Consider the following 21,517-nt stretch of genomic DNA (forward strand, 5'->3'; position numbering starts at 1 on the left):
TAGATAAAGGGATAGCTAAAGAAAGAGATGTCATAAGGTTCATCTCTTTTGAGTTAAAATTCCCGTTCTTCTTCAATTTTCATCATTTCTTCATCTATGACATCCACTAATTCTTGAGTACTATACATATATAGAACAACCTCTTTGTCCACATCCTCAATATGAATTTCAGCTTGAATTCGAATTTTTGTCGGCTGTCCTTTAAACACAACACTATAGGTACCCATATCTTTTTCTTCGTGGTCTTCTTTCATTGTGTTTATTTCAGACTGAATAGTATGGATTTCATTTTGACTAAGACCTGAATCCAAAATGGAGGATGATAAACGTTTTAAAAAAGGTTCTACCTCTTCAAGATCAAAATTCATTCCAGCTGCAAATGGTGCTTCCTCATAATCGTTCTTAACCATAAAAAGAGCTCCTTCAATAATTATTTTATTTATAGGATTTACATTTTTTTTAGATATTATTTTAGGTTGTTTTAAACAGAAGTTATTTATTGTATATTTTTCCTATTTTATATAAAAAAAGACATCCACTCTGGAAAAACGAAGAGTGAACGTCTCAATACAAGATGGTGCTATAGCTTTTTCTAAGAATCAAAGGAATCGATCGCGCTTTATGATAGATCAGCCACACTAGCCTTTACTTCAGTTGAGGAAGTGCTGGTTTGTTTCTTCCAAAACAATGTGATCACGATTCCTAAAAATAGTACCACAGTCGCAAAGTAGTAAGGATAGTTAATATCAATATCAAATAAAATTCCGCCGATAATCGGACCGCTGATGTTCGCTAGACTAGTAAACATAGAGTTCATGCCGCCCACGAAACCTTGTTCGTTTCCGGCGTTATTGGAAAGGTAGGAAGTGACGGCTGGGCGGAATAAATCGAATCCGATAAACACAATAAAGGTAACGAGTAAAATAGAAAAATAGGAATGAACGACAGTCATTAAAAAGACAAGAAATGCTGAGACGATTAAGCTATAGCGGATCAGTTTTATTTCACCCCAAATTCGGGTGAAACGGTCAAACAAAATGACCTGTGCAACAGCACCAACAATGGCACCGCCGGTAATAGCAATGGCGATATCAGATGGAGTAAATTGGAATTTATGATCCACAAATAAACTAAAGAACGATTCGAAAGCTGCTAAACCAAATGAAGCGATAAAAATTAAAATAAACGCGAAGAAATATTTTGGCTCCAAAATACGTCTGAAACCATTTTTAGCTCCAGGTGTTTGCTCACTTATTTCCGTAGTACGTTCTGGCTCAGATATAAACAGAACGGTCAGAATCGCAGCGATTGTACCAAGTGCACCGGCAAAGAAGAATGGGATACGAGTTCCGAATTCTGCTAAAAATCCACCAATACCTGGGCCGATAATAAACCCTGTACTAATGGCAGCAGACATATACCCAAGTGCTTTGGGGCGGGTTTCCAAGGTTGTAATATCTGCAATGTATGCCGTAACACCAGGCATAATGAATGCGGCACTGATTCCACCTAAAATTCGAGAAATAAATAATATCTCGATTTCTTTACCAAGCCCAAATAGTAACTCGGATAGGCCGAAAATAAATAATCCAAGTACGATCATTATTTTTCTTCCCCATTTATCTACAGCTTTCCCAGCATATGGCGAAACAACCAATTGCGCTAATGCGAAAGCAGCTGTAAGATAACCAGCGGTTTTTCCGTTTATCCCCATTTCATTCATTAGTGTAGGTAAAACTGGTATGATAAGCCCAATTCCTAAAAACGCTATAAATAAGTTCAGTAATAATAAACCTAAAGTAATTTTATAACTCTTCATATTATATAATCTCCTTACAAAACGAATGTCCAAAAACCAAAGGGATGTATTTTGATTTATTTACAGATTATATCGTAGTGTATATAGTAACTATATAGTCAAGAGCGGCGGTGTAAAAAATGAATAAAAAGAATATTAAATATTTAACAACAGGTGAGTTTGCAAAACTCTGCAAAGTGAACAAACAAACCCTTTTTTACTACGATCAAATTGGTCTTCTGTCACCAGCTCTTAAAAATGAAAAAGGCTATCGTTTTTATTCCATCAACCAAATCGAGTTATTCTTTGTGATTGATTTATTAAAAGATCTAGATATGTCACTAAATGATATTCAACAATACACGCAAAATAAATCGCCTGAAAATTTTTTAACATTAATGTATCAAAAGAAAGAAGAGATTGTGAAAAAGCGGCAGGAAATGCAAATGAAGGAGAAACTGATTGAAACAAAAATAGCTTTAATGGAAGAGGCCACACAACTAGATTTTCATCAGATCACGCTTGAACATTTGCCAGAAGCGACGCTTTATTTAAGCCGAAATATAGAAAATATTACGGGTGAGAAATTTGTAGAGGTGATCACAGAATTTATTAGCGAATTGAATCAATTACAGCTTGATACCGGATATCCGATCGGTGCTATTACAAAACGGGAGCAAGTGTTAAATGGGGAGTACACTAAATATAGCTATTTATATATTGAGCAGCCACAGCCGAAAGAGGGGTATCCATATTTCCAGGCCGTAAAGGGTGATTTTCTTATTGGCTATCATATTGGAGACGACAAAACCATTCATCATACCTATAAGAAACTTTTATCCGAGATGGAACGTTTAGATTTAACTTTAGGAGAGCATGTTTTTGAAGAATATATTTATGACACCGTTGTAATGAACCAAAAGGAAGATTATGTGACGAAAATTATGATGCAGGTTATTAAAAAATGATCATGCTTAAAATTTGTTAACTATCAGCTTGGGGAAATTTACTCATCTAAGTTTGCTGGACACCATTCGGACAGGATCCAGTGAAAAGAGGGGGAAGTAGTCAGAATCCCGATCTTATTCGGACAGGATCCAGTGGAGAGAAGGGAAAGTAGTCGGAATCCCGAACTTTCGGACAAGATTCAGTGGAGAAACCGCAATGTAGTTCGAATACAAAAAACAAGCGAGTCTCTATCGCTTGTTTTTACTGTGCTTATTTTAGTTCCAGCCATCTAAAAAACTTCCAATCACTTCAACAGAACATCATAAGGACGCATCTTTCTTCGTATCCAAGATAAAAATGAAGCAATAGTCCATCCTTATGATTAGTTTCCTATTACGCCATGTCACCATTATCATGGCTCAGCTGCCAATGGATCCCAAATTTATCCGTGACTTGGCCATAGAGTTTGCTCCAGAAGGTTTCTTGCAGTTCCATTCCAACGGAACCGCCATCTTTTAATTGTTCATACCAGGATTTGATATCCTCCATATTTTTGCTAATTAAAGCAAGTGTAACGTTGTTTCCTACCACAAAGGGTTGGCCAGGATAGGTATCTGAGAACATGACATTGCTTCCATCGATGTTCAGTCGTGCGTGCATGACTAAATTTTTTACTTCCTCTGGAGGCGTGTATTCTGGGTTTGGCGGTGCTTCACCAAATGTCATGATCTGAGGTGATTCGGTTTGGAACACCTTAGCGTAAAACTCAACGGCTTCTCGGCAATTTCCATTAAAAACGAGATAAACATCAACAGACATTTTCTTCACTCCCTTATATTGGTACTATGTCTATTTTAACCGGTTATTTTTTTCATAGACAAATTATAAAAACATATTTCGATGGTGGATGCCCATAAAAGTATGCTGAATTGAGAAGAAAGGGGAATTCCTATTTTTTGGTTAGGGCAGACATTTATCCCCAATTCAATATATAATAAACAATATAAGAATAGTGAAAAGATTAATTACTATAACAATTAGGACTGAATTATTATGATTTTCATTTTGCTCATCATCATTCTCTTAATGGCTATTTTCGTAAATTATTATGTCCACCGTTTGAAAATTTCCACGGTGGCAGGGGCTCCGATCATGGCAATCGGAATCGTGATCAAAGGGATCTTCACAGAAAGTATGGCTGGCCCCGTTATTAGCGATCTATTGTTTTACTGCATGATGCTGCTAACCTATTGGATTATTATTCATTACACTTTTGATCTCTATCAAGCTACATTTTATTCATCACATCTTGAACATCCCATTTTAAGTTTTTCGATCGGAACATGGGTAGCCGCCTTGTCCGTTATGTCAGTCGTGCTCTCCGATAAGGACTTTCCATTCCTTGCTCGGACGGTTTTTACCATTAACGTATTCATTTGGCTACTATATTTTGGGTGGATGATCCGTAACTATGCAGCCATTTTTAGAAAAATAAAAAACTATATCCATCAAATACAAGGAGGGTTACTCCTCACCTGTGTTGCTACCCAATCTATTGTGATTGCAGGTTCCGTTGCTTATCGACAAGGTCTTTCGGCAAGCTTTTTCAAAACTCTTTTCCTAATCGGTTCCTTGCTGTATCTCTTAAATGTGGGGCTTATTGTATACCGTTATATCACAACTAGGAACAAGGATTTAACGGAGAGTTGGACAAATACCAATTGCATTATTCATGGAGCCTTATCCATCACAGGTGTGTCTTTCACCTTTGCCTTTTCCGGTATGAAAAATGCTGCTCTGATCATTTGGATCATTTCATTATTACTGTTCGTTCTTGTAGAATTAATCGAAATACTCAGAGGTATTCAGCGTATTAAGAAATTAGGGTGGATAAAAGCGATCTTCACCTATTCCCCAACACAATGGGCAAGAGTTTTCACATTTGGCATGTTTCTTTTTTTCACTGAAAGGATATACAGTGGAAAGGATTCTCTGATTGATTATCTGCAAAGCGGTGTCATTGTCTCTTTGCCTACTATGATTATTGCTTTGATTTTAATGGAGGCCGTTTTGCTTATAATCCATCTCTATAAAACGATGAAGGACAATCGACGTCGTTATGTCCATGTTCCTACGCATAAGAATAGCCGGAATTTATAATAACTGCCTTTGGAATAACAAAAGATTAGGTCAAGTTTATTTTAACTGAATGTCTATTACACTATCGTTCTGGTCATTCTTACATACTAAGATGGAATGAACGAGGCTATTAAGCATTTAGATTAGGGAAATTGTAAGGAGGGTTAATTTGCAAAAATGTGAAAACTGCAATACACAATTTAGCTGGAGTAAAATCTTTAAATCGTTCTGGTGGACATATAAACCAATTCAATGCGATAACTGTGGGGTTATACATACGATAACCACATTGGGTAGAAGTACAGTTACAGCTCTCACTATTGTACCAATGTTGGTATTTGGTTATTTTCTTTCACCATTCAATAATATCTTTGTAACCATTAGTATAGGAATTCTAATATCCATTGTGGGTTTTATGATTGCGCCTTTTGTTGTCCGATACAAAAAGCAATTATGAGAAGATAATAGGGGTAGGATGTGTTTTATTTTTAAATAAAGTGGGTGTTATGTAAAAGGCATCAAGCCATTAAAGACTCGATGTAAAGGATAATAAGATCAATGGCTTACCAACCAGTTCTTATTGATGACAGTATACCAATTAATCATATGGAAAACAAATGGTAAATGTCGGTATATGTCGAATTGTGTAGAAAAATAAATTCACTAAGTAACATTTATCTTCTCATGGATTGATTAAAATAGGGGCTTGCCAACAATCTTTATGTCGGCAAGCCCCTTATTCTATCTACCTTCCATTACTTCTCCTTTTAATACAACTTCTCCGAAATGCCCCGAGCAGTTTCCAATAAAAAAGGGATATGTGGCTGCATACTTTCTTTGTTCCAGCGAAAGAGGGGGCCGGAAACGGAGATTGCCGCAATCACTTTTCCTTTTGCACCAAAAACAGGAACAGAAAGGGCGCCTACATTGTCTGTAAGTTCTTCTTCGTTGATAGAGTACCCAGTGTCTCTCACTTCTTCAAGTTTGGGTAAAAGCTTGTTCCGTTCTTCCTCTGACACGTATTTCAAGACTTGTTCCTGCAAGTCTTTATTAAGATAAGCTAGTATCACTCGTCCGCTGGAACCGAGATGAAGGGGAATTTTGTTGCCAACCCCGGCTTTTCGGCTTATTTCTTGTTTGCTGACATGTTCAATCACACATATCCGGTACATACTTGTCAACATATAAAATCCAAGGGTTTCTTGTGTCGCGTCTCTTAGTTGAATTAACGGCGGATCAATAATGGACGCAATCGGTAAATCGGAAATGAACTTATTGGCATATTCAAGAAAAGCAGTCCCTAACGAATATTTTTTTGATTCAGCATCTTGGAAGACAAGGCCTTCCATTTTCAGCGTCGTCAGCAGGCGATGAGTGATAGGGGGAGAGATGTTGAGATTATCACTGATTTCTTTGACCCCCTGTAACCCAGGCGACTCGTTTAAGTAGTTGATGATTTGAATAGCACGTTGAACGGTAGATGAAGTTTTTGTGCTCATTAAGTAATCCTCCGTATAAGACAATATTTAATAACTATCTTACCAAGAAAATGAAACAAATGTAGATGTTTTTACTAAGTTGATATAATTATGAAAATTTATTGATTTTTCAGATATAATATGTTTTATTAAAAATATAGGAATTTAAAATCCGTTATTATGAATTTAATAGGATAAATAAAGATTTGAACGGAGGATGATTTATGAGTTCAAAGGTTTTGAATGACAATAATAAAGCTCAATATGGTGCGATGCCAGATACGGAAGGGTTAAATTTTTTTGAAGAAGATCAAAATCTTGCTTTCCATCTAAAACACTATCTTTCTAGTGAAGATTACGGGCGGGCACTTCCTCATTTAACAGAATTAGGTGAAATTGCGGGCAAGGAGCTTGATCAGCTCTCGAGGACTGCGGATAAACATGATCCTGTGTTAATTAACTACAATGCCAAAGGAGAACGAATTGACGAGGTTGAATATCATCCGGCTTTTAAAGAAATGCAGCAGTTAGGATTCGGCAAATTTGCACTTGTTGCGATGTCTCACAAACCGGTTCTCGGCTTCCCGACAAAACTTCCAAACGTCTTAAAATATGCTTTCTGGTATTTGTTTGTTCAGTCGGAGTTTGGGTTAGCCTGCCCGATGAGCATGACGGATGCCGGTGCACGAGTATTAGAGGACTTCGGCGATGAGGAAATGAAGAAAACCTATCTTCCTCATATGACGAGTACGGACCTCAATGAGCTCTGGACGTGTGCGCAATTTATGACGGAAAAACAAGGCGGGTCCGATGTTGGAGCCAATACGACAATTGCAAAGAAAGCGGGTGATCACTGGGAGCTTTGGGGCGATAAGTGGTTCTGTTCCAATGTGACGTCAGACTTAGCGTTAGTTTTGGCTCGGCCGGAAGGGGCTCCGGAGGGCTCTAAAGGGCTTGGCATGTTCTTAATGCCAAGAAGATTGCCAGATGGTTCCCTAAATAAATACAAAATCAATCGGATTAAAGATAAATTCGGAACGCGCGATTTTGCATCTGGAGAGGTGACCTTTGAAGGGGCGGCTGCCTATGTCGTGGGGGACCTTTCAAGAGGGTTTAAGCAAATGATGTCGATGGTCAATCGTTCGCGCTTATCAAATGCCGTTCGATCAACAGCATTAATGAGAAGAAGTTTTCTTGAATCGCTAGTGTCTGCACGCGGCCGGGAAGCATTTGGTTCTTCTCTGGCTGAAAAACCTTTGATGCAGGAGACAATTTTTGAATTGTTACTAGATGCGGAAGCAGCTGCGGCGATGACCATGTATACAGCCCATATTTACGATAAATCGGATTCTGGAGATAAAACGGGTGAGAAATTGCTGCGCATTTTAACACCGTTATTAAAAGGATATGTTTGTAAACGCGCGCGTAACTCAACCTCTGAAGGAATGGAAGCAAGAGGTGGAAATGGCTATATTGAAGATTGGGTGGATCCAAAGCTCGTGCGTGATGCTCATGTCGGCTCAATTTGGGAAGGAACAACGAATATTGTGGCCCTCGATGTGGTAAGAGCTTTGATGAAAGAGCAAGTGGGAGAAGACTTTTTCGGTAATATATACAATCATATTAACGGAGTATCGGATTCACTCGCTCAACAAGTTGGAAATAAACTTTTACAGATTGCGAAAAAAATAGAATGCCAAGCGGAAAACATCATTGGCTTGCCAGGTCCGCAAAGAGAACTTCGTGCGAAACAATTAATGAACCGGATGTATCATGTTTTTGCGGCATCACTGCTGTTAAAAGAGGCAGATTTGCAAATCAATGAAAACGGAAACTATCGAAAACTTTATTTGACATTACAATATCTTCACCGTTATTTCATTGCAAATGGCTTAGATGACTACAGCTATCCTGACCAAACTTTATTACAGTGGTTTGAAGAAATCGTGGACTACCGTGTTGTCCCGGCTGAGGCTGTTAAGGAGTTTATACAGAATTTCGAAGGATAATTTTTTAAAAAGCTCGTCGGACGAAGGTGGGAGAATGTATATGAAAGCATTGCAAGGAATTAAAATTCTAGATTTAAGTCGTGTCGTAGCTGGCCCTGTCTGTACGAGTATGCTTGGGGATTTGGGCGCCGATATTATTAAAGTCGAAGGACCGGATGTGGTCGATGAAACGAGGACTTGGTTTACCTCTGGTCAAGAGGAAATCAGTCTATATTATATGGCGGTCAATCGCAATAAGAGAGCCATGACGGTGAATTTAAAGACAGAACAAGGCATTGAAATCATTAAAAAGCTTGTGAAGGAATCGGATGTGGTCGTTGAAAATTTTAAGACCGGAACAATGGAAAAGTTAGGTCTTGGTTATGAGGAATTAAAGAAAATTAATCCTCGGATCATTCATTGCTCAATTACCGGATTTGGTCATACGGGACCTTACAAACAACTGCCTGGCTATGACTTTCTCGCACAAGCGATGAGCGGGTTTATGAGTATCAATGGTTCGCCAGATGGTGAACCGGTCAAGGCAGGGATTGCGATGGCTGATTTGTTCACCGGTCTGAACGCAGTGATCAGTATACTAGCTGCACTGCAGGCACGGCAGCATACCGGAGCTGGGCAGCACTGTGATATTTCTCTGCTAGATTCGATGGTCGCTTCTCTGCTCAATATCGGGACGGGATTCCTGAATACTGGAAATCTCCCGAAGCGGTATGGCAACCAGCACCCGACCTTGGTTCCTTATCAGAACTTTAAAACGAAAGATTATGAAATGATTATTGCTGTAGGAAATGATCAGCAATTTCGCCGTCTTTGCTCTATTTTAGAAATGGAGGAATTGGCCGATGATGAGCGGTTTGCTACGGCTAAAGGACGCAGTTTGAATCGAGAAGATTTGGTTCCACTAATACAGAACGGCATTCTTTTAACAAAAACAGCCGATGAATGGATGACCATTTTTCAAAACCATAATATTCCATGTGGGCCAATCAATACGCTGGATCGAGTCTTTGAAACGAAGCAAGTATTAGAGAGGCAAATGGTTCAAAACGTGGAGCATCCGACTGCGGGGCTGGTCAAGCTGCTAGGTTCCCCACTCAAGCTTTCAGAAACACCGCCTGCGATCGAAAGGCATCCGCCTTTACTAGGGGAACACACAAGGGAAATCCTGTTGGAGTTGGGGTATCGGAAGGAAGAAATCGACTCGTATTTGGAGACTGGGATTGTTTAGGTAAAAATAATGTATTCCCCGTTAAAGAGCATCTGCCCCTGAGGATGCTCTTTTTTGGATAAAGGCAAGTATATGGGCATGGAGATGGGGGAATATAAAAAACAATGTACTTTCATCTAGAATGGGGGGATTCTTAAATGGACAATAGCAAGCAAATAAGGTTAACATCTTCAGAAATATCACAGCTTTGGGCACAGTATTTGAACGATAGCGGCAGTATTTGTATGCTGACTTATTTTCTTGAAAAGGCTGAGGATGAAGAGATCAAGTCGGTCATTGAATTTGCTTTAGGCCTTTCTAAAAAACATATCGAAAAATTAACTGCTATTTTTAATGAGGAAAAGTTTGCCATTCCTCACGGTTTTAAGATAGAGGAGGATGTTGATTTGAATGCTCCTAGATTGTATTCTGACACCTATGTGTTAAACTTTTTACACCAAATGTCCATGATTGGTCTTACAACTTACTCCGCGAGTCTATCAGCTTCGACCAGGACGGATATTACTGAGCATTATATGGGATGTTTGAATGAAACAATGCAGCTATTTAACAAAGCGAAAGACTTGCTTTTGTCTAAAGGTCTGTACATAAGATCCCCGTATCTGCCGAATTTAGAGAAGGTGGACTTTGTAGACAAGCAGCGATTTGTGTGGGATGTTTTCGGTGAAAAAAGACCATTGGTAGCAGCCGAAATATCCAATTTATTCTCTAATATTCAGAGAAATGCTTTGGGAGCCGCCACTCTAGTGGGATTTTGTCAGGTTGCACAAGATAAGGAAGTAAAGAAATTCCTGACCAGGGGGATCGAAATCGCAAAAAAGCACGTTATCCTCTTTGGGAAAAAGCTCGAAGACAGTTATCTTTCCGTCCCTACCACTTGGGCATCAGAAATTACAAATAGCACTGCGTATACATTTTCTGATAAACTCATGATGTTTTTTACTAGTGGTTTAATTGGATTAAGCATTGGATATTACGGAACCGGCATAGCCCAAAGTCCAAGGGTGGACATAGGTGTCATGTATAACCGTTTAATGGTGGAAATACAGCTGTATTCGGAAGATGGTTCCAACATCATGATTAAGAATAAATGGTTAGAACAACCCCCAATCGCATCTGATAGAGATGAGTTAGCGAAAGCGAATTTGCATAATAAAAAGTAATGAACGGTGCATGGCTGATGGGCTTTTCATTGCTCTATAAATAACAAAAAATTTAAGAACGGTTGTTTCCTTCCGGTCATCATGAAGGCGATGAGAACCGAAACAGGTTCAGCGAGAGCAGTAATCGGTCATCATGAAGGCGATGAGAACCGAAATAAGTTCAGCGAGAGCAGTAAACGGTCATCATGAAGGCGATGAGAACCGAAATAAGTTCAGCGAGAGCAGTAAACGGTCATCATGAAGGCGATGAGAACCGAAACAAGTTCAGCGAGAGCAAGAGTCGGTCTTCATAATGAATATGAGAACCGAAACAAGTTCAAGGAGAGCGGAAAGCGGTCTTCATAGGAAAGATGAAGACCGAAATAAGTTCAGCGAGAGCAAGAATCGGTCTTCATAGGGAAGATGAGAACCGAAACAAGTTCAAGGAGAGCGGAAAGCGGTCTTCATAGGAAAGATGAAGACCGAAACAAATCCAGCGAGAGCAGTATGCGGTCATCATGAAGGCAATGAGAACCGAAACAAGTTTAAGGAGAGCGGAAAGCGGTCTTCATAGGAAAGATGAAGACCGAAACATATCCAGCGGGAACAGGAAGCAGTCTTCATGAAGAAGATGAGAACCGTAATAAGTTCAGAGAGAGCAAGAAACGGTCATCATAGGGAAGATGAGAACCGAAACCAGTTCAACCAGAGCAGAAAGCGGTCTTCATAAGAAAGATGAAGACCGAAACAAATCCAGCGAGAGCAGTAAACGGTCATCATGAAGGCGATGAGAACCGAAACAAGTTCAGCGAGAGCAGTAAACGGTCATCATGAACGCGATGAGAACCGAAACAAATCCAGCGAGAGCAAGAATCGGTCTTCATAATGAATATGAGAACCGAAACCAGTTCAAGGAGAGCGTAAAGCGGTCTTCATAAGTAAGATGAAGACCATAATTTACCCTACGAGCCTAATCAAGGGTCTTTATAGCAGTAATGACCACCAAGCTGTTCATCCATTACTTTATTCATAATACGTCCATTGATGAACGCCTGTTTTTTTATAATTTTTCTCAAGGATCCTTCTTATTCTTCTCTTGGAAACGATGGCTTTGCACCACTCATGGATGGCCTTTGTAGTAATTTGCCGATCTGGAAAAAGATGCTTAAACTCCCGCACACTTTGTATTACCGTGTTCTCAATTAATTCCTTATGACCGCATGCTTTGCAAATACCTAGTCTTCCTTCAACCTCAATGGAGAACGCTTTACACCCTGAACAATAAATTCCTTTTTGAAGCTGATCATAATGATATTCAGGTAACACCGTGTAACGATTTTTCGTTTGATGCAAGCTAATTAATTTCTGAGCTAGTTTTTGGTGTCCGTTGTTCAATGTGGATGGAGTTTTATTTAATTCTTCCAAGAAACGATTAACTTGGGTTGGGAGGATAAATGGAAGGTCCATGGGGGCTTGATATAAGGTGAATTCAGGGTGGTTAAAAATAACAGAAGCGTCAACAAGGTAATTTTGCTTAAGATTTTGGAGAAGTTGACGGAATAGAGTCTCACTTCTTTTTAACTGGATAACAGGATTCTTATATTCGCGGCCAGTTGTCACAGAAAAAAGTTTATCTGATTTTAGATAATAATCACCTTTAAAATATTTGATATCCAAAAGGTGAATAACTCCCTGAGATAGTATCAATGTATCTATTTGAAACTGGGAGTTGTTTACTTCAAGCAGCAGGTCATTTATAATGTACCGATCTTCTTGAAGGTCCTTTAATAGCAGGTCAAATTTCACTTCACCTTCATAGCCTTTTTCAAGATTTATATATTGAAACTTTTCCTTTTCAGTTAGCTCCATTCGCGGATTCAGGTAACGCATAGCCAGTAACTCATCCGATTCAAATCGTTCTTTAAGTAACATAATCCACTCCCTTTCTACTGATATAACCTTATTTTATATAAAAAAAGTGAGAGATTACATCGTAAGTTTGAACATTCTGTTAAATTATTTCAATCTACCTATATATTAAAAAAGGGACTATTTTGCGGTTCGTTTTTATGTAGATACCCTATTTCTATTTTTAACACGGGAGCCTGGACTATCTTTTTATTTATGAAACATCGTTTTATATTAGAGATTAAATTATTGACAATCAATATCTTCAATTGTAATCTTATAGAAAACGAATATTCATAGTATGAAACAAGAGTAAGTTATTATTTTTTTGTTGATGAGTTTACTAATAGGAAATTAATTTCTATATAGGTAACAAAGACTTAAGGGGAAATGATTTCTGTATTATTTCCTATAATTATTCTCGGAGTAATAAGGGCTATTTCAGTTCTAATACATATGCACTTGGCTTTAAAGAACTAAAACTTTTGTGTAATGCTTTATTATATCGTTCCATTTAAAAATGGAATGAAAGTTCGTTTAACATAAATACTATATTTAAATATGTCCCAAGCACGTAAACATCCTAAAACGGAGTGAGATTAATGACACAAACAAAGTTTGATTCAAGAGTACTTTCTATCCTAGAAGATAAAATTCAGCTAATTAAAACGGAAAAAGGCGCCATTTATTTGGTTGGGCCCATTAAGCTGCCAGTTAATTTATATGGTGAAACGGTTGTTTTGCAGTGGTATTGCTGGCTGAATTGCGATGAAGTAACAGAAGATTATCAAAGAATTATTGATAAACTATCTTCGGCGAATTTAGCGGAGTTGCAGCAATCGAGTGTACTCGTATATGGTGACTTCTCATACGGAGATGACGCTATTATTCGAATGCATTCCATTTGTCATACAGGCGATATTTTTGGCAGCAAACGATGCGATTGTGGATATCAATTAAAACAATCGATGAAAATGATTGTAGAGCATGGAACAGGTGCGTTATTCTATCTAGCCAATCATGAAGGAAGAGGAATCGGTTTATTTAGTAAAGCCATGGCCTATATTTTACAGGAAAATGATTACGATACAGTCGAAGCCAACCAGGCTCTTGGCTTTGTCGATGATTCTAGAAACTATTCAGATGCGATCCAAGTGCTAAAAGCACTTCGTTCAAAACCAGTTACACTGATGACAAATAACCCCAAAAAGTTAGCAGCATTGAAAAATGCAGGCCTAACTGTATCCGATAGAAAACCATTATGGGGAGACGTTTCGGAATATAACGAGAAATATTTACAGACGAAAATATCTAAATCGGGACATATCGAGGATGAAGGGACATGCTGTAATGACTAGCCATGAATTTTATATGGATTTAGCTCTGCAAAATGCTCAGGCAATGAAGGGGCAAACAGACCCCAATCCATTGGTAGGATCGGTGATTGTAAATGAGAATCGAGTAGTAGGGATCGGCACTCATTTAAAAGCAGGCGAACCTCATGCAGAAATTCACGCACTTCGCATGGCAGGAGAAAAGGCAAAAGGCGGTACCATTTACGTGACCTTGGAACCTTGCTCCCATCATGGAAGGACAGGCCCTTGTGCAGTAGCGATCGTGGAGGCTGGCATTAAGAAGGTGGTCATTGCTGCACTTGATCCTAACCCAGTTGTATCAGGAAACGGAGTTAAAATTCTGCGAGATGCCGGCATTGAAGTGGTAATTGGGATTCGGGAAAAGGAATCTCATCAGATGAATGAAGTGTTCAATAAGTTTATTGTGGAGAAAAGCCCCTTTGTTACCTTAAAATCCGGTATTACGCTTGACGGAAAAATTGCTACCCATACATCTGATAGTAAGTGGATCACTTCAGAAAAAGCGAGAGAAGATGTTCATCACCTTAGAAGCCAAAACATGGCAATATTGGTAGGAGTAAATACGGTCATAAAAGATGATCCAGAATTAACAGCGCGGATCCCTAATGGACGAAACCCGATTAGAGTCATTATGGATTCGACATTAAAAATTCCCCTAGATGCGAAGGTTCTAACAGATCAAAAAGCTGAAACGTGGATTTTTACAAGTCAGCATTATGATGAAAATAAGAAAAAAACAATCGAAGATATGGGAATAAATGTGTTCCATACCACTGGAACAGTCCAAGTTAATCCTAATGATGTGGTTACTACCCTTGGTGAGAAGCTGGTTTCTTCACTGCTGATTGAAGGGGGAGGGGGAATTAACGCTTCCTTCCTAGAAAACCAGTTGATTGATAAGGTTGTTCTTTATATGGCTCCAAAACTGATTGGCGGCACGATGTCTCCTTCGTTTTTGGGTGGATCAGGGATTGAGAAAATGAAAGATGCAGTGGAACTTTCTGATGCTGTGATAACACCAATTGGGAAGGATTTTAAATTTGTTGGTTATCCAATTTATAAATGAGGGAAATGATAGATGAGGTTTGGATTTGATATTGATGATACGTTAATTAACTTAAGAGGTCATGCTTTTCAAATATATAATCGGAAGCTAAATAAAGACGTTCCGATCGAAGTGTTCAATGAAATAGATCGGGTTGAAATACATGAACCGTTTGGGCTGACGGAAGAAGAAGGAAATGCCATGTGGAGGGACTCTTTAGAGGAAATCTACTTTACCACATGCCCGCCATATGAAGATGCAATCGAAACTTTACAGGAACTAGATAAACAGGGACACGAAATCTTTTACATTACTGCTAGGCCCAAAGAACACGGGGAAAGGACAAAGCAATGGATGAAAGACAGCGGATTTCCTGTAAAAGATGAAAATTTTTATTATGGGATGCAAGACCATGAGAAAATTCAAATCATCAAAAAATTAGACCTGGACTATTATTTTGATGATAAACCAGCTGTTGTCAATACATTATTAGAAGAACCTTTGCAGGTCTATTTAAAAGATCAAGCGTATAATAGACATTTGTCGTTACCGAGGATCACGGATTGGAGAGAGTTAGCCAAATTGATCAAAAAAGATTAATACATAAAGGTAGTAGCTACTATAAGTAGATTGGTTCAAAGGTTGAAAATTACAAATATAAGTGTATTAACAAGCGAATTAGTAACTCATTCGCTTGTTTTTTTATCGTTATGGCTCTCATGGGTATTCAGGGGTTTATTTTTATTTCTATTCAAGTAAAGAAAGGTAAATCATAACTGCATTTAATTTGGTAAGAATAAGTAATATTATTAGCCAGAGGAATGATTGAATGTACATTATAATTAACGCTTTATATCTAATAGCGGGAGCGGTATGGGGGGATTGGAGGAATTGGAGGCAGTATTATCCTACCATTCTTTTCTTCATTATGGGTGATTTTCTATATAATTTTCTCCTCTATAATAAATCGATGTGGCTATTCCATGACTTAATCTTACCTAATCATACAATGATTACAATTTTAGCTATGGTTGTATCTTATTCTGTGACAGTGTTAATTTACTTAGGCAGGTTTCCTAAAGGATGGAAAAAACGATCTTTATGGTTTTTGTTATGGTCTGGAATTTATTTGTCTATTGAATATATAAACAGTAAGTTGGGATTCATTACTTACCATAATGGATGGAATATGTGGTGGTCTGTTTTATTTACAGGTATCATTTTTTTTATTTTACCTATACACCATAAGAGACCTCTTTTAGCGTGGTTATTCTCAATTATCATTATAATTTCTTTGTTGACTATTTTTGACGTTAAAGTTAGTGATATGAAATAATCTGTATTTTTAATGATTAAAGAAGTTGAGAAGTTAAGTGGAGAGGATAGTGCAACATGACAGAAATTCACCAAACTTTCTATGATATACGTAAAATGCACCAGGCACTTTATGATCTGAAATTAGAATATTGGTTTTCACACAATTTGTTCACTTTTCAATGGTGGTTACTTTTATTTGTACTTATTATTCCTTGGGTTATTTGGTGGAGGTTTGTAGATACAAAGAGAATCAATCAAATACTGTTGTTTGGATTAATATTAATGATCCTAGTCATCATGCTGGATGATGTTGGGGTGGAATTACACCTTTGGTCCTATCCGTATCAGCTGCTAAATATTATGCCCAGGTTAATTGCAGTTGACCAGGGCATCATAGTAGTTGCTCATATGTTTCTGTATCAGTATTTTCCTCATTGGAAAAAATTCATAATGGCAAATTTAGTAATGGCTGCAACATTTACTTTTATTTTTGAACCTATTACTGTTTGGTTAGGTATCTATAAACTAGAAAATTGGCGCTACATTTATTCATTGCCTATTTATATTGCAAAGGCAGCTTTTATAAAATGGCTGGTTGATGAAATAATTCTTAAAAAGAAATGGAAAATTAAATATTCAAGTTAATTTTATGTGTTGAGCTGAAATTATAAAGTTTTACACTAAAAGTAAGGGGTAGCGATGCTTCAACAACGGAGATCGCTTTTTTAATAAAAAGGGTGAAGGATAGTAAAAGAGGAACCGAAACTGATTAAATCCCTAAGGACAAAAACAAAAGTTATTGTTAGCAAAAAGGAATGATTATCAATGGACAATAGCTATTATTAAATGCATAATATTGAAACATAGAGAAATACATTAAGAGTATTTTAAGCAGAAGTCAAGGATTTAACGAGCAATTTTGACTAGGATAAATACTATCTATGTGAAATTTCAATTTGAGGGAGTATTATGTTAAATTTTTTAAATAGATTTGATCAAGTGTTTTACTATTCACCAATTGGGATGGCTTTAGTTTCATTAGATGGGCATTGGATTAAAGTGAACCCGGCTTTATCTAAGATTACAGGCTATACGGAAGAAGAACTTCTATCCATGACGTTTCAAGAAATTACCTATCCGGATGATTTAGTAGCGGATATCAACCATGTTCAAGAATTGGTTGAGGGAAAAAAAGATGCATATGAAATGGAAAAAAGGTATTTTCATAAAAACGGAAACATTGTTTGGGCTTTACTATCAGTTTTCATTGTTCGAGAAGATAATAAATCCGTATATCTTATTGCCCAAGTTCAAGATATTACGGAAAAAAATCGATTGAAGCAAAATTTAATCGAAAGTGAAGATCGTTATCGAAGTTTAGTAGAAAATTCACCGTTAGGGATATTGGTGCATCAGAAAGGGATTATTCAATATGCCAACTCAACGGCGTTACAATTATTGAGGACTAAAGAATTAAAAGATATTATGGGATTACACATCCATAATTTCATCCATTTAGATGATAGAAGGATTGTATCAAGTCGAATTGAGAGCATAGAAAAAAGTAAACAGTTTGCTCAATCAATTTATATAAGGCTTATTCTGTTTGATGGTCAAGAGATAGATGTAGAAGTAAATGGAATACCGATTCAATTGAATGGACAATCGGCTGTCCAAGTAGTGTTTTGGGATGTTACGGAGAAAAAGAAAGAAGAGGATTTAATTCGATATCGAGCCTACCATGATACCTTGACAGATTTACCAAACCGACTTAAATTCCAACTTGACTTAGAAGAAGAGATAAATAAAGACACGACTTTTACGAGTATGTACTTAGATTTGCATGGGCTAAAGACAGTTAATGATTCTTATGGTCATCAAGCTGGTGATGTTGCACTTATAAAAGTTACATCTCGAATAACTGGAGTCCTCGGTTCTATGGGGCTAGTATACCGATTAGGTGGAGATGAATTTTCCATTGTCTTTTCTGGACATAAAAGTGAAGAAGAAATAGGAGAAATAGCAAACAGTATTGCTGAAGTCATTAAACAGCCGATTTATATCGTCGATACCATCGTGCAAATGACTACAAGTATCGGAGTTGTCTTTTACCCTGATCATGGAGTAGATATGGATGTGCTCCTTCGTCATGCAGATATGGCAATGTATCATGCCAAAAAAATAAATACACTTTACAAGATTTATGATAAATGAGGAAAATAGGGCCTGTCCCCTAGCTGTGTAAAGCGTTACTGCAGCGGGGCAGGCTTCTATATTTTTAATATCGTGATCCAAGGCAATCAAGAAAAGGAAGAGCCCAAAGGACTTCTTCCTGCCATCTTATTTTAAGGCTATTCCCAATGTTTCTAGATTCTTTCTCATTATACTAAAATAATCTTCTCCGTTTTTCCGATCTTCTTTAGTTAACGCTTCTAAATTGTGTAAGTACAGGGGTTCAGCATTAATTTCTTTGCGGATAATTTCAGCAACATTCTGTGTAACATTTTGCTCAAAGAGAATATGTTTAATTTGTTTCTCTCTTGCTAACTTAATAATCTTCTCAAGGTCTCTTTGTGTTGGCTCGTCAGTAGGGGAAAGGCCTGCTACAGGTATCTGATGTATACCATAGCTTTCTTCCCAATAACCATAAGCAGCGTGGGAAACAATCATCTCGGGATGTTCCTTTGCTTCCACTAATTCATGGAATTCTTCATCAAGCTTCTCAAGTTCCGCCTTTACTGATAGAAAATTCTTTTCAAAGTCTTCCTTTCCATCAGGATTTAACTCAGTCAGAGTATTTTTAATATTTTCAGCTAGAATGATAGAACGGTAGGGATCAAGCCAGACATGTGGATCAAAGTCGCCATGGTCATGACCGTGGTGATCGTGGTTATCCGTTTCCGCATGATCGTCCTCGTGATCGTGATCATCAATATCGGTATGGTCCTCTTCGTGGCTGTGGTCGTCCTCTTCGGCATGCTCATGTTCAGTCTCTTGGTGAAGATGGTCTTCTTCATGAACAATGGACTCAATTCCATCTGTCGCTTCAATTAATCTTACCTTTTCGTTCTTAAGGGCTGTACCCATTTTTTCAGCAAAAGGTTCCATACCTAAGCCGTTGTAAATGAAGGCATCAGCCTCCGCAATGTAAGTCATTTGCTTTGTCGTTGGTTCAAATGTGTGGGCATCTGCGCCAGGTGGCATGATGCTCTCTACATCTACATAATCCCCGCCAATTTTCTTGATGAAATCTTCTAAAGGATAAAGAGTCGTGTAAACTTTTAACTGCTCTTTATGTGCGATTTCATCCTCATTAGATGTAGAAGCATTTTGCTGCTGCGTATTACAGCCAGCAAGAAAGATTGATAGAACGAGCATAAATCCAATCAGTTTTATTTTCATTTTGATATTAGCACCTCTCCGTTTAACATTTTATCTGTTTTTTATATTATCGTAATGATTACGATTTGTAAATAGTAATCATTACGATTTAATATAAATCTTATTCTAACTTTGCTGAAAGTTTAAATACTCAAAAGTTAGGAAAAGTAGCTTTGTTAACTAATAGGATCTATTCGAATAAAACTAGGCATTCTATTTCGGGGGTCGGTACCAATAGGTGCGGCTTTTTTAATAAATATTGCTAGTACCAAATTTCTAAAACGATGCATTTTGGGAAAGATCTGCTTAATTTTAAAATTAGACCAGAATTCCCATAAGTGAAATAGTACAATTTGTGGGTTTATATACTTAGGAATAAGGACAAATTCTTTAAACATATGATGAGGTGAAGTCTTTATAAGGGGTGGGTGTGGGTACTGTGGCGAATCCAATTGTTGTAAGGTCGTTGGATGAAATCCAGTTTTGGTCAAGAATCATGAAAGAACATGCTTTGTTTTTAAGTCTGGGATTTACGTATGAACAGCAGCAATTGATAGCAGAAGCGCAACAATTTATTACTCTTTTTGAACGAATTGAGGAAAAGTTAGCAAGGTTTACTGTAAACACAGATATACGTCAAGTTCAAGCTTTTAACAATGAGGTTTACCAGGCTGCTGTTGCCATTTGGAGTTACAAGAGAAAAGTATTAGGGTTAACGCTGCGCTGTGAAATCACGACTAATAACTATCCGTTGCTGGTTGACCATATTAGTAGGGAGGCGGCTTATTTTGCTACCAGGCTTAAAGATCTTAATGAAGGAAGATTAGCCCCCGAACCTGATACGATTATCCAAGAAAATCTATTCTTTTTGAGAATAATGGCTGACCATGCGAAATTCATCGGACATCTATTAGATCCTTCTGAAAGAAAACTAGTAGAACAAGCTGCTGAGTTTAGCCATGATTTTGATCAATTGGTATTCCAGGCTGTCGATTTAGATTCCATGCGTCCACAATCAGAAACGGTTCCCATCTTGGACCAATTCTTAGACCAAAATAGAGTTTCGGTTGCTTCATTAAGAGACTTTAAGAAAACAGCCAGAGAATTAATAGAAGCTTGCCGAATTAAAAGCAATATTCATCCACTTTTAGCTGACCATACATTTAGAGAGGCAGAGAGATTTTTAGAAATTATCGATTTATTTGATGCTCATCTGACAAAAGTTAAGCAGTATTAATTAATATATAGTTCTGAAAATAGGGCCTGTCCCCCAGCTGTGTAAAGCGTTACTGCAGCGGGGCAGGCTTCTATATTTTTAATATCGTGATCCAAGGAAATAAAGAAAAGGAAGAGCCCAAAGGACTTCTTCCTGCCATCTTATTTTAAGGCTATTCCCAATGTTTCTAGTTTCTTTCTCATTCTTCTAAAATAATCTTCTCCGTTTTCCCCAGTAACCATAAGCGGCGTGGGAAACAATCATCTCGAGATGTTCCTTTGCTTCCACTAATTCATGGAATTCCTCGTCAAGCTTCTCAAGCTCCATCTTTACTGATTGGAAATTCTTTTCAAAGTCTTCCTCGGCATCAGGCCTTAATTCAACCAGCGTCATTTTATAGATGATGGCACATTAACTAAACGGTACCATCGATTTTTATGAAAAATCTTTTTCGAACTAGGTAAGTTATGTAACATATATTATTACTATTAAAATAGACCAGTAGGGGCGAGTCAATTGGTTCACCACGGAA

At 37.7% G+C, this 21,517-nt stretch carries 20 protein-coding genes; 13 read left to right on the plus strand and 7 right to left on the minus strand.

Annotated features, from left to right (window positions below):
- Positions 1-53 precede the first annotated feature (53 nt).
- Both CZ487_RS11255 and norA read right to left on the minus strand, forming a co-directional pair.
- Complete coding sequence (locus tag CZ487_RS11255) at positions 54-410, minus strand: hypothetical protein (protein WP_084783225.1); 357 nt, start codon at positions 408-410, stop codon at positions 54-56.
- Positions 411-619: 209 nt separating this feature from the next.
- Positions 620-1,819 carry a multidrug efflux MFS transporter NorA gene (gene norA, locus CZ487_RS11260; RefSeq protein WP_077212262.1) on the minus strand — a complete coding sequence of 400 codons (1,200 nt, stop codon included), beginning with the start codon at positions 1,817-1,819 and terminating at the stop codon, positions 620-622.
- 119 nt (positions 1,820-1,938) lie between these two features.
- Between norA and CZ487_RS11265 the strand changes: the two genes are divergently transcribed.
- Positions 1,939-2,766: a MerR family transcriptional regulator gene (locus CZ487_RS11265; protein WP_077212263.1), complete on the plus strand. Its 828-nt coding sequence runs from the start codon at positions 1,939-1,941 to the stop codon at positions 2,764-2,766.
- Between the two features lie 373 nt (positions 2,767-3,139).
- Here CZ487_RS11265 and CZ487_RS11270 read toward each other — a convergent pair whose 3' ends face one another.
- On the minus strand, positions 3,140-3,565 hold the full coding sequence (locus tag CZ487_RS11270) for a VOC family protein (protein WP_077212264.1): 426 nt from the start codon (positions 3,563-3,565) through the stop codon (positions 3,140-3,142).
- Between the two features lie 234 nt (positions 3,566-3,799).
- Between CZ487_RS11270 and CZ487_RS11275 the strand changes: the two genes are divergently transcribed.
- Both CZ487_RS11275 and CZ487_RS27975 read left to right on the plus strand, forming a co-directional pair.
- On the plus strand, positions 3,800-4,906 hold the full coding sequence (locus CZ487_RS11275; RefSeq protein ID WP_077212265.1) for a TDT family transporter: 1,107 nt from the start codon (positions 3,800-3,802) through the stop codon (positions 4,904-4,906).
- 148 nt (positions 4,907-5,054) lie between these two features.
- Complete coding sequence (locus CZ487_RS27975) at positions 5,055-5,342, plus strand: TIGR04104 family putative zinc finger protein (protein ID WP_077212266.1); 288 nt, start codon at positions 5,055-5,057, stop codon at positions 5,340-5,342.
- Between the two features lie 310 nt (positions 5,343-5,652).
- On the opposite strand, the gene CZ487_RS11285 is transcribed toward CZ487_RS27975, so the two are convergent.
- Complete coding sequence (locus tag CZ487_RS11285) at positions 5,653-6,384, minus strand: IclR family transcriptional regulator (protein ID WP_077212267.1); 732 nt, start codon at positions 6,382-6,384, stop codon at positions 5,653-5,655.
- Positions 6,385-6,587: 203 nt separating this feature from the next.
- Here CZ487_RS11285 and CZ487_RS11290 point away from each other — a divergent pair, with 203 nt between their 5' ends.
- From CZ487_RS11290 to CZ487_RS11300, 3 genes are all read left to right on the plus strand, one after another.
- Positions 6,588-8,372 (plus strand): acyl-CoA dehydrogenase family protein, encoded by a 1,785-nt coding sequence (locus CZ487_RS11290; RefSeq protein ID WP_077212268.1) that lies wholly within the window; start codon positions 6,588-6,590, stop codon positions 8,370-8,372.
- A gap of 40 nt (positions 8,373-8,412) precedes the next feature.
- A complete protein-coding gene (locus CZ487_RS11295; protein WP_077212269.1) occupies positions 8,413-9,600 on the plus strand; it encodes a CaiB/BaiF CoA transferase family protein in 1,188 nt (395 codons plus the stop codon).
- Between the two features lie 137 nt (positions 9,601-9,737).
- On the plus strand, positions 9,738-10,763 hold the full coding sequence (locus CZ487_RS11300) for a DUF3231 family protein (protein WP_077212270.1): 1,026 nt from the start codon (positions 9,738-9,740) through the stop codon (positions 10,761-10,763).
- Between the two features lie 1,002 nt (positions 10,764-11,765).
- Here CZ487_RS11300 and CZ487_RS11305 read toward each other — a convergent pair.
- A complete protein-coding gene (locus CZ487_RS11305) occupies positions 11,766-12,674 on the minus strand; it encodes a nuclease-related domain-containing protein (protein ID WP_077212271.1) in 909 nt (302 codons plus the stop codon).
- A gap of 578 nt (positions 12,675-13,252) precedes the next feature.
- On the opposite strand from CZ487_RS11305, the gene CZ487_RS11310 reads away from it, so the two are divergent.
- The 6 genes from CZ487_RS11310 (at position 13,253) to CZ487_RS11335 (ending at position 18,602) form a co-directional block, all read left to right on the plus strand.
- Positions 13,253-14,008, plus strand: coding sequence for a GTP cyclohydrolase II (locus CZ487_RS11310; protein WP_077212272.1), 756 nt, complete (start codon positions 13,253-13,255; stop codon positions 14,006-14,008).
- Entirely contained in the window at positions 14,001-15,092 is a 1,092-nt protein-coding gene (gene ribD, locus CZ487_RS11315; RefSeq protein WP_077212273.1) for a bifunctional diaminohydroxyphosphoribosylaminopyrimidine deaminase/5-amino-6-(5-phosphoribosylamino)uracil reductase RibD, read from the plus strand. Before CZ487_RS11310 ends, ribD begins: the two co-directional genes overlap by 8 nt.
- Positions 15,093-15,104: 12 nt before the next feature.
- Positions 15,105-15,671, plus strand: a complete 567-nt coding sequence (locus tag CZ487_RS11320; protein WP_077212274.1) for a 5' nucleotidase, NT5C type — start codon at positions 15,105-15,107, stop codon at positions 15,669-15,671.
- A 229-nt stretch (positions 15,672-15,900) separates the two neighbouring features.
- Positions 15,901-16,407, plus strand: coding sequence for a CBO0543 family protein (locus CZ487_RS27870; RefSeq protein ID WP_077212275.1), 507 nt, complete (start codon positions 15,901-15,903; stop codon positions 16,405-16,407).
- A 56-nt stretch (positions 16,408-16,463) separates the two neighbouring features.
- The gene (locus tag CZ487_RS11330) at positions 16,464-17,033 is read left to right on the plus strand and encodes a CBO0543 family protein (RefSeq protein WP_077212276.1); all 570 of its coding nucleotides are present in this window, start codon (positions 16,464-16,466) and stop codon (positions 17,031-17,033) included.
- Between the two features lie 324 nt (positions 17,034-17,357).
- Entirely contained in the window at positions 17,358-18,602 is a 1,245-nt protein-coding gene (locus CZ487_RS11335; protein ID WP_077212277.1) for a PAS domain S-box protein, read from the plus strand.
- Between the two features lie 126 nt (positions 18,603-18,728).
- Here the strand turns inward: CZ487_RS11335 and CZ487_RS11340 are convergent, their stop codons facing one another.
- Positions 18,729-19,790, minus strand: a complete 1,062-nt coding sequence (locus CZ487_RS11340) for a metal ABC transporter solute-binding protein, Zn/Mn family (protein WP_077212278.1) — start codon at positions 19,788-19,790, stop codon at positions 18,729-18,731.
- 418 nt (positions 19,791-20,208) lie between these two features.
- On the opposite strand from CZ487_RS11340, the gene CZ487_RS11345 reads away from it, so the two are divergent.
- Complete coding sequence (locus CZ487_RS11345; protein WP_077212279.1) at positions 20,209-21,006, plus strand: DUF2935 domain-containing protein; 798 nt, start codon at positions 20,209-20,211, stop codon at positions 21,004-21,006.
- Between the two features lie 186 nt (positions 21,007-21,192).
- Here CZ487_RS11345 and CZ487_RS11350 read toward each other — a convergent pair whose 3' ends face one another.
- On the minus strand, positions 21,193-21,378 hold the full coding sequence (locus CZ487_RS11350; RefSeq protein WP_077212280.1) for a metal ABC transporter solute-binding protein, Zn/Mn family: 186 nt from the start codon (positions 21,376-21,378) through the stop codon (positions 21,193-21,195).
- Positions 21,379-21,517: the final 139 nt, after the last annotated feature.

The sequence above is a fragment of the Robertmurraya dakarensis genome (genome assembly GCF_900156875.1).
Taxonomy (GTDB): domain Bacteria; phylum Bacillota; class Bacilli; order Bacillales; family Cytobacillaceae; genus Robertmurraya; species Robertmurraya dakarensis.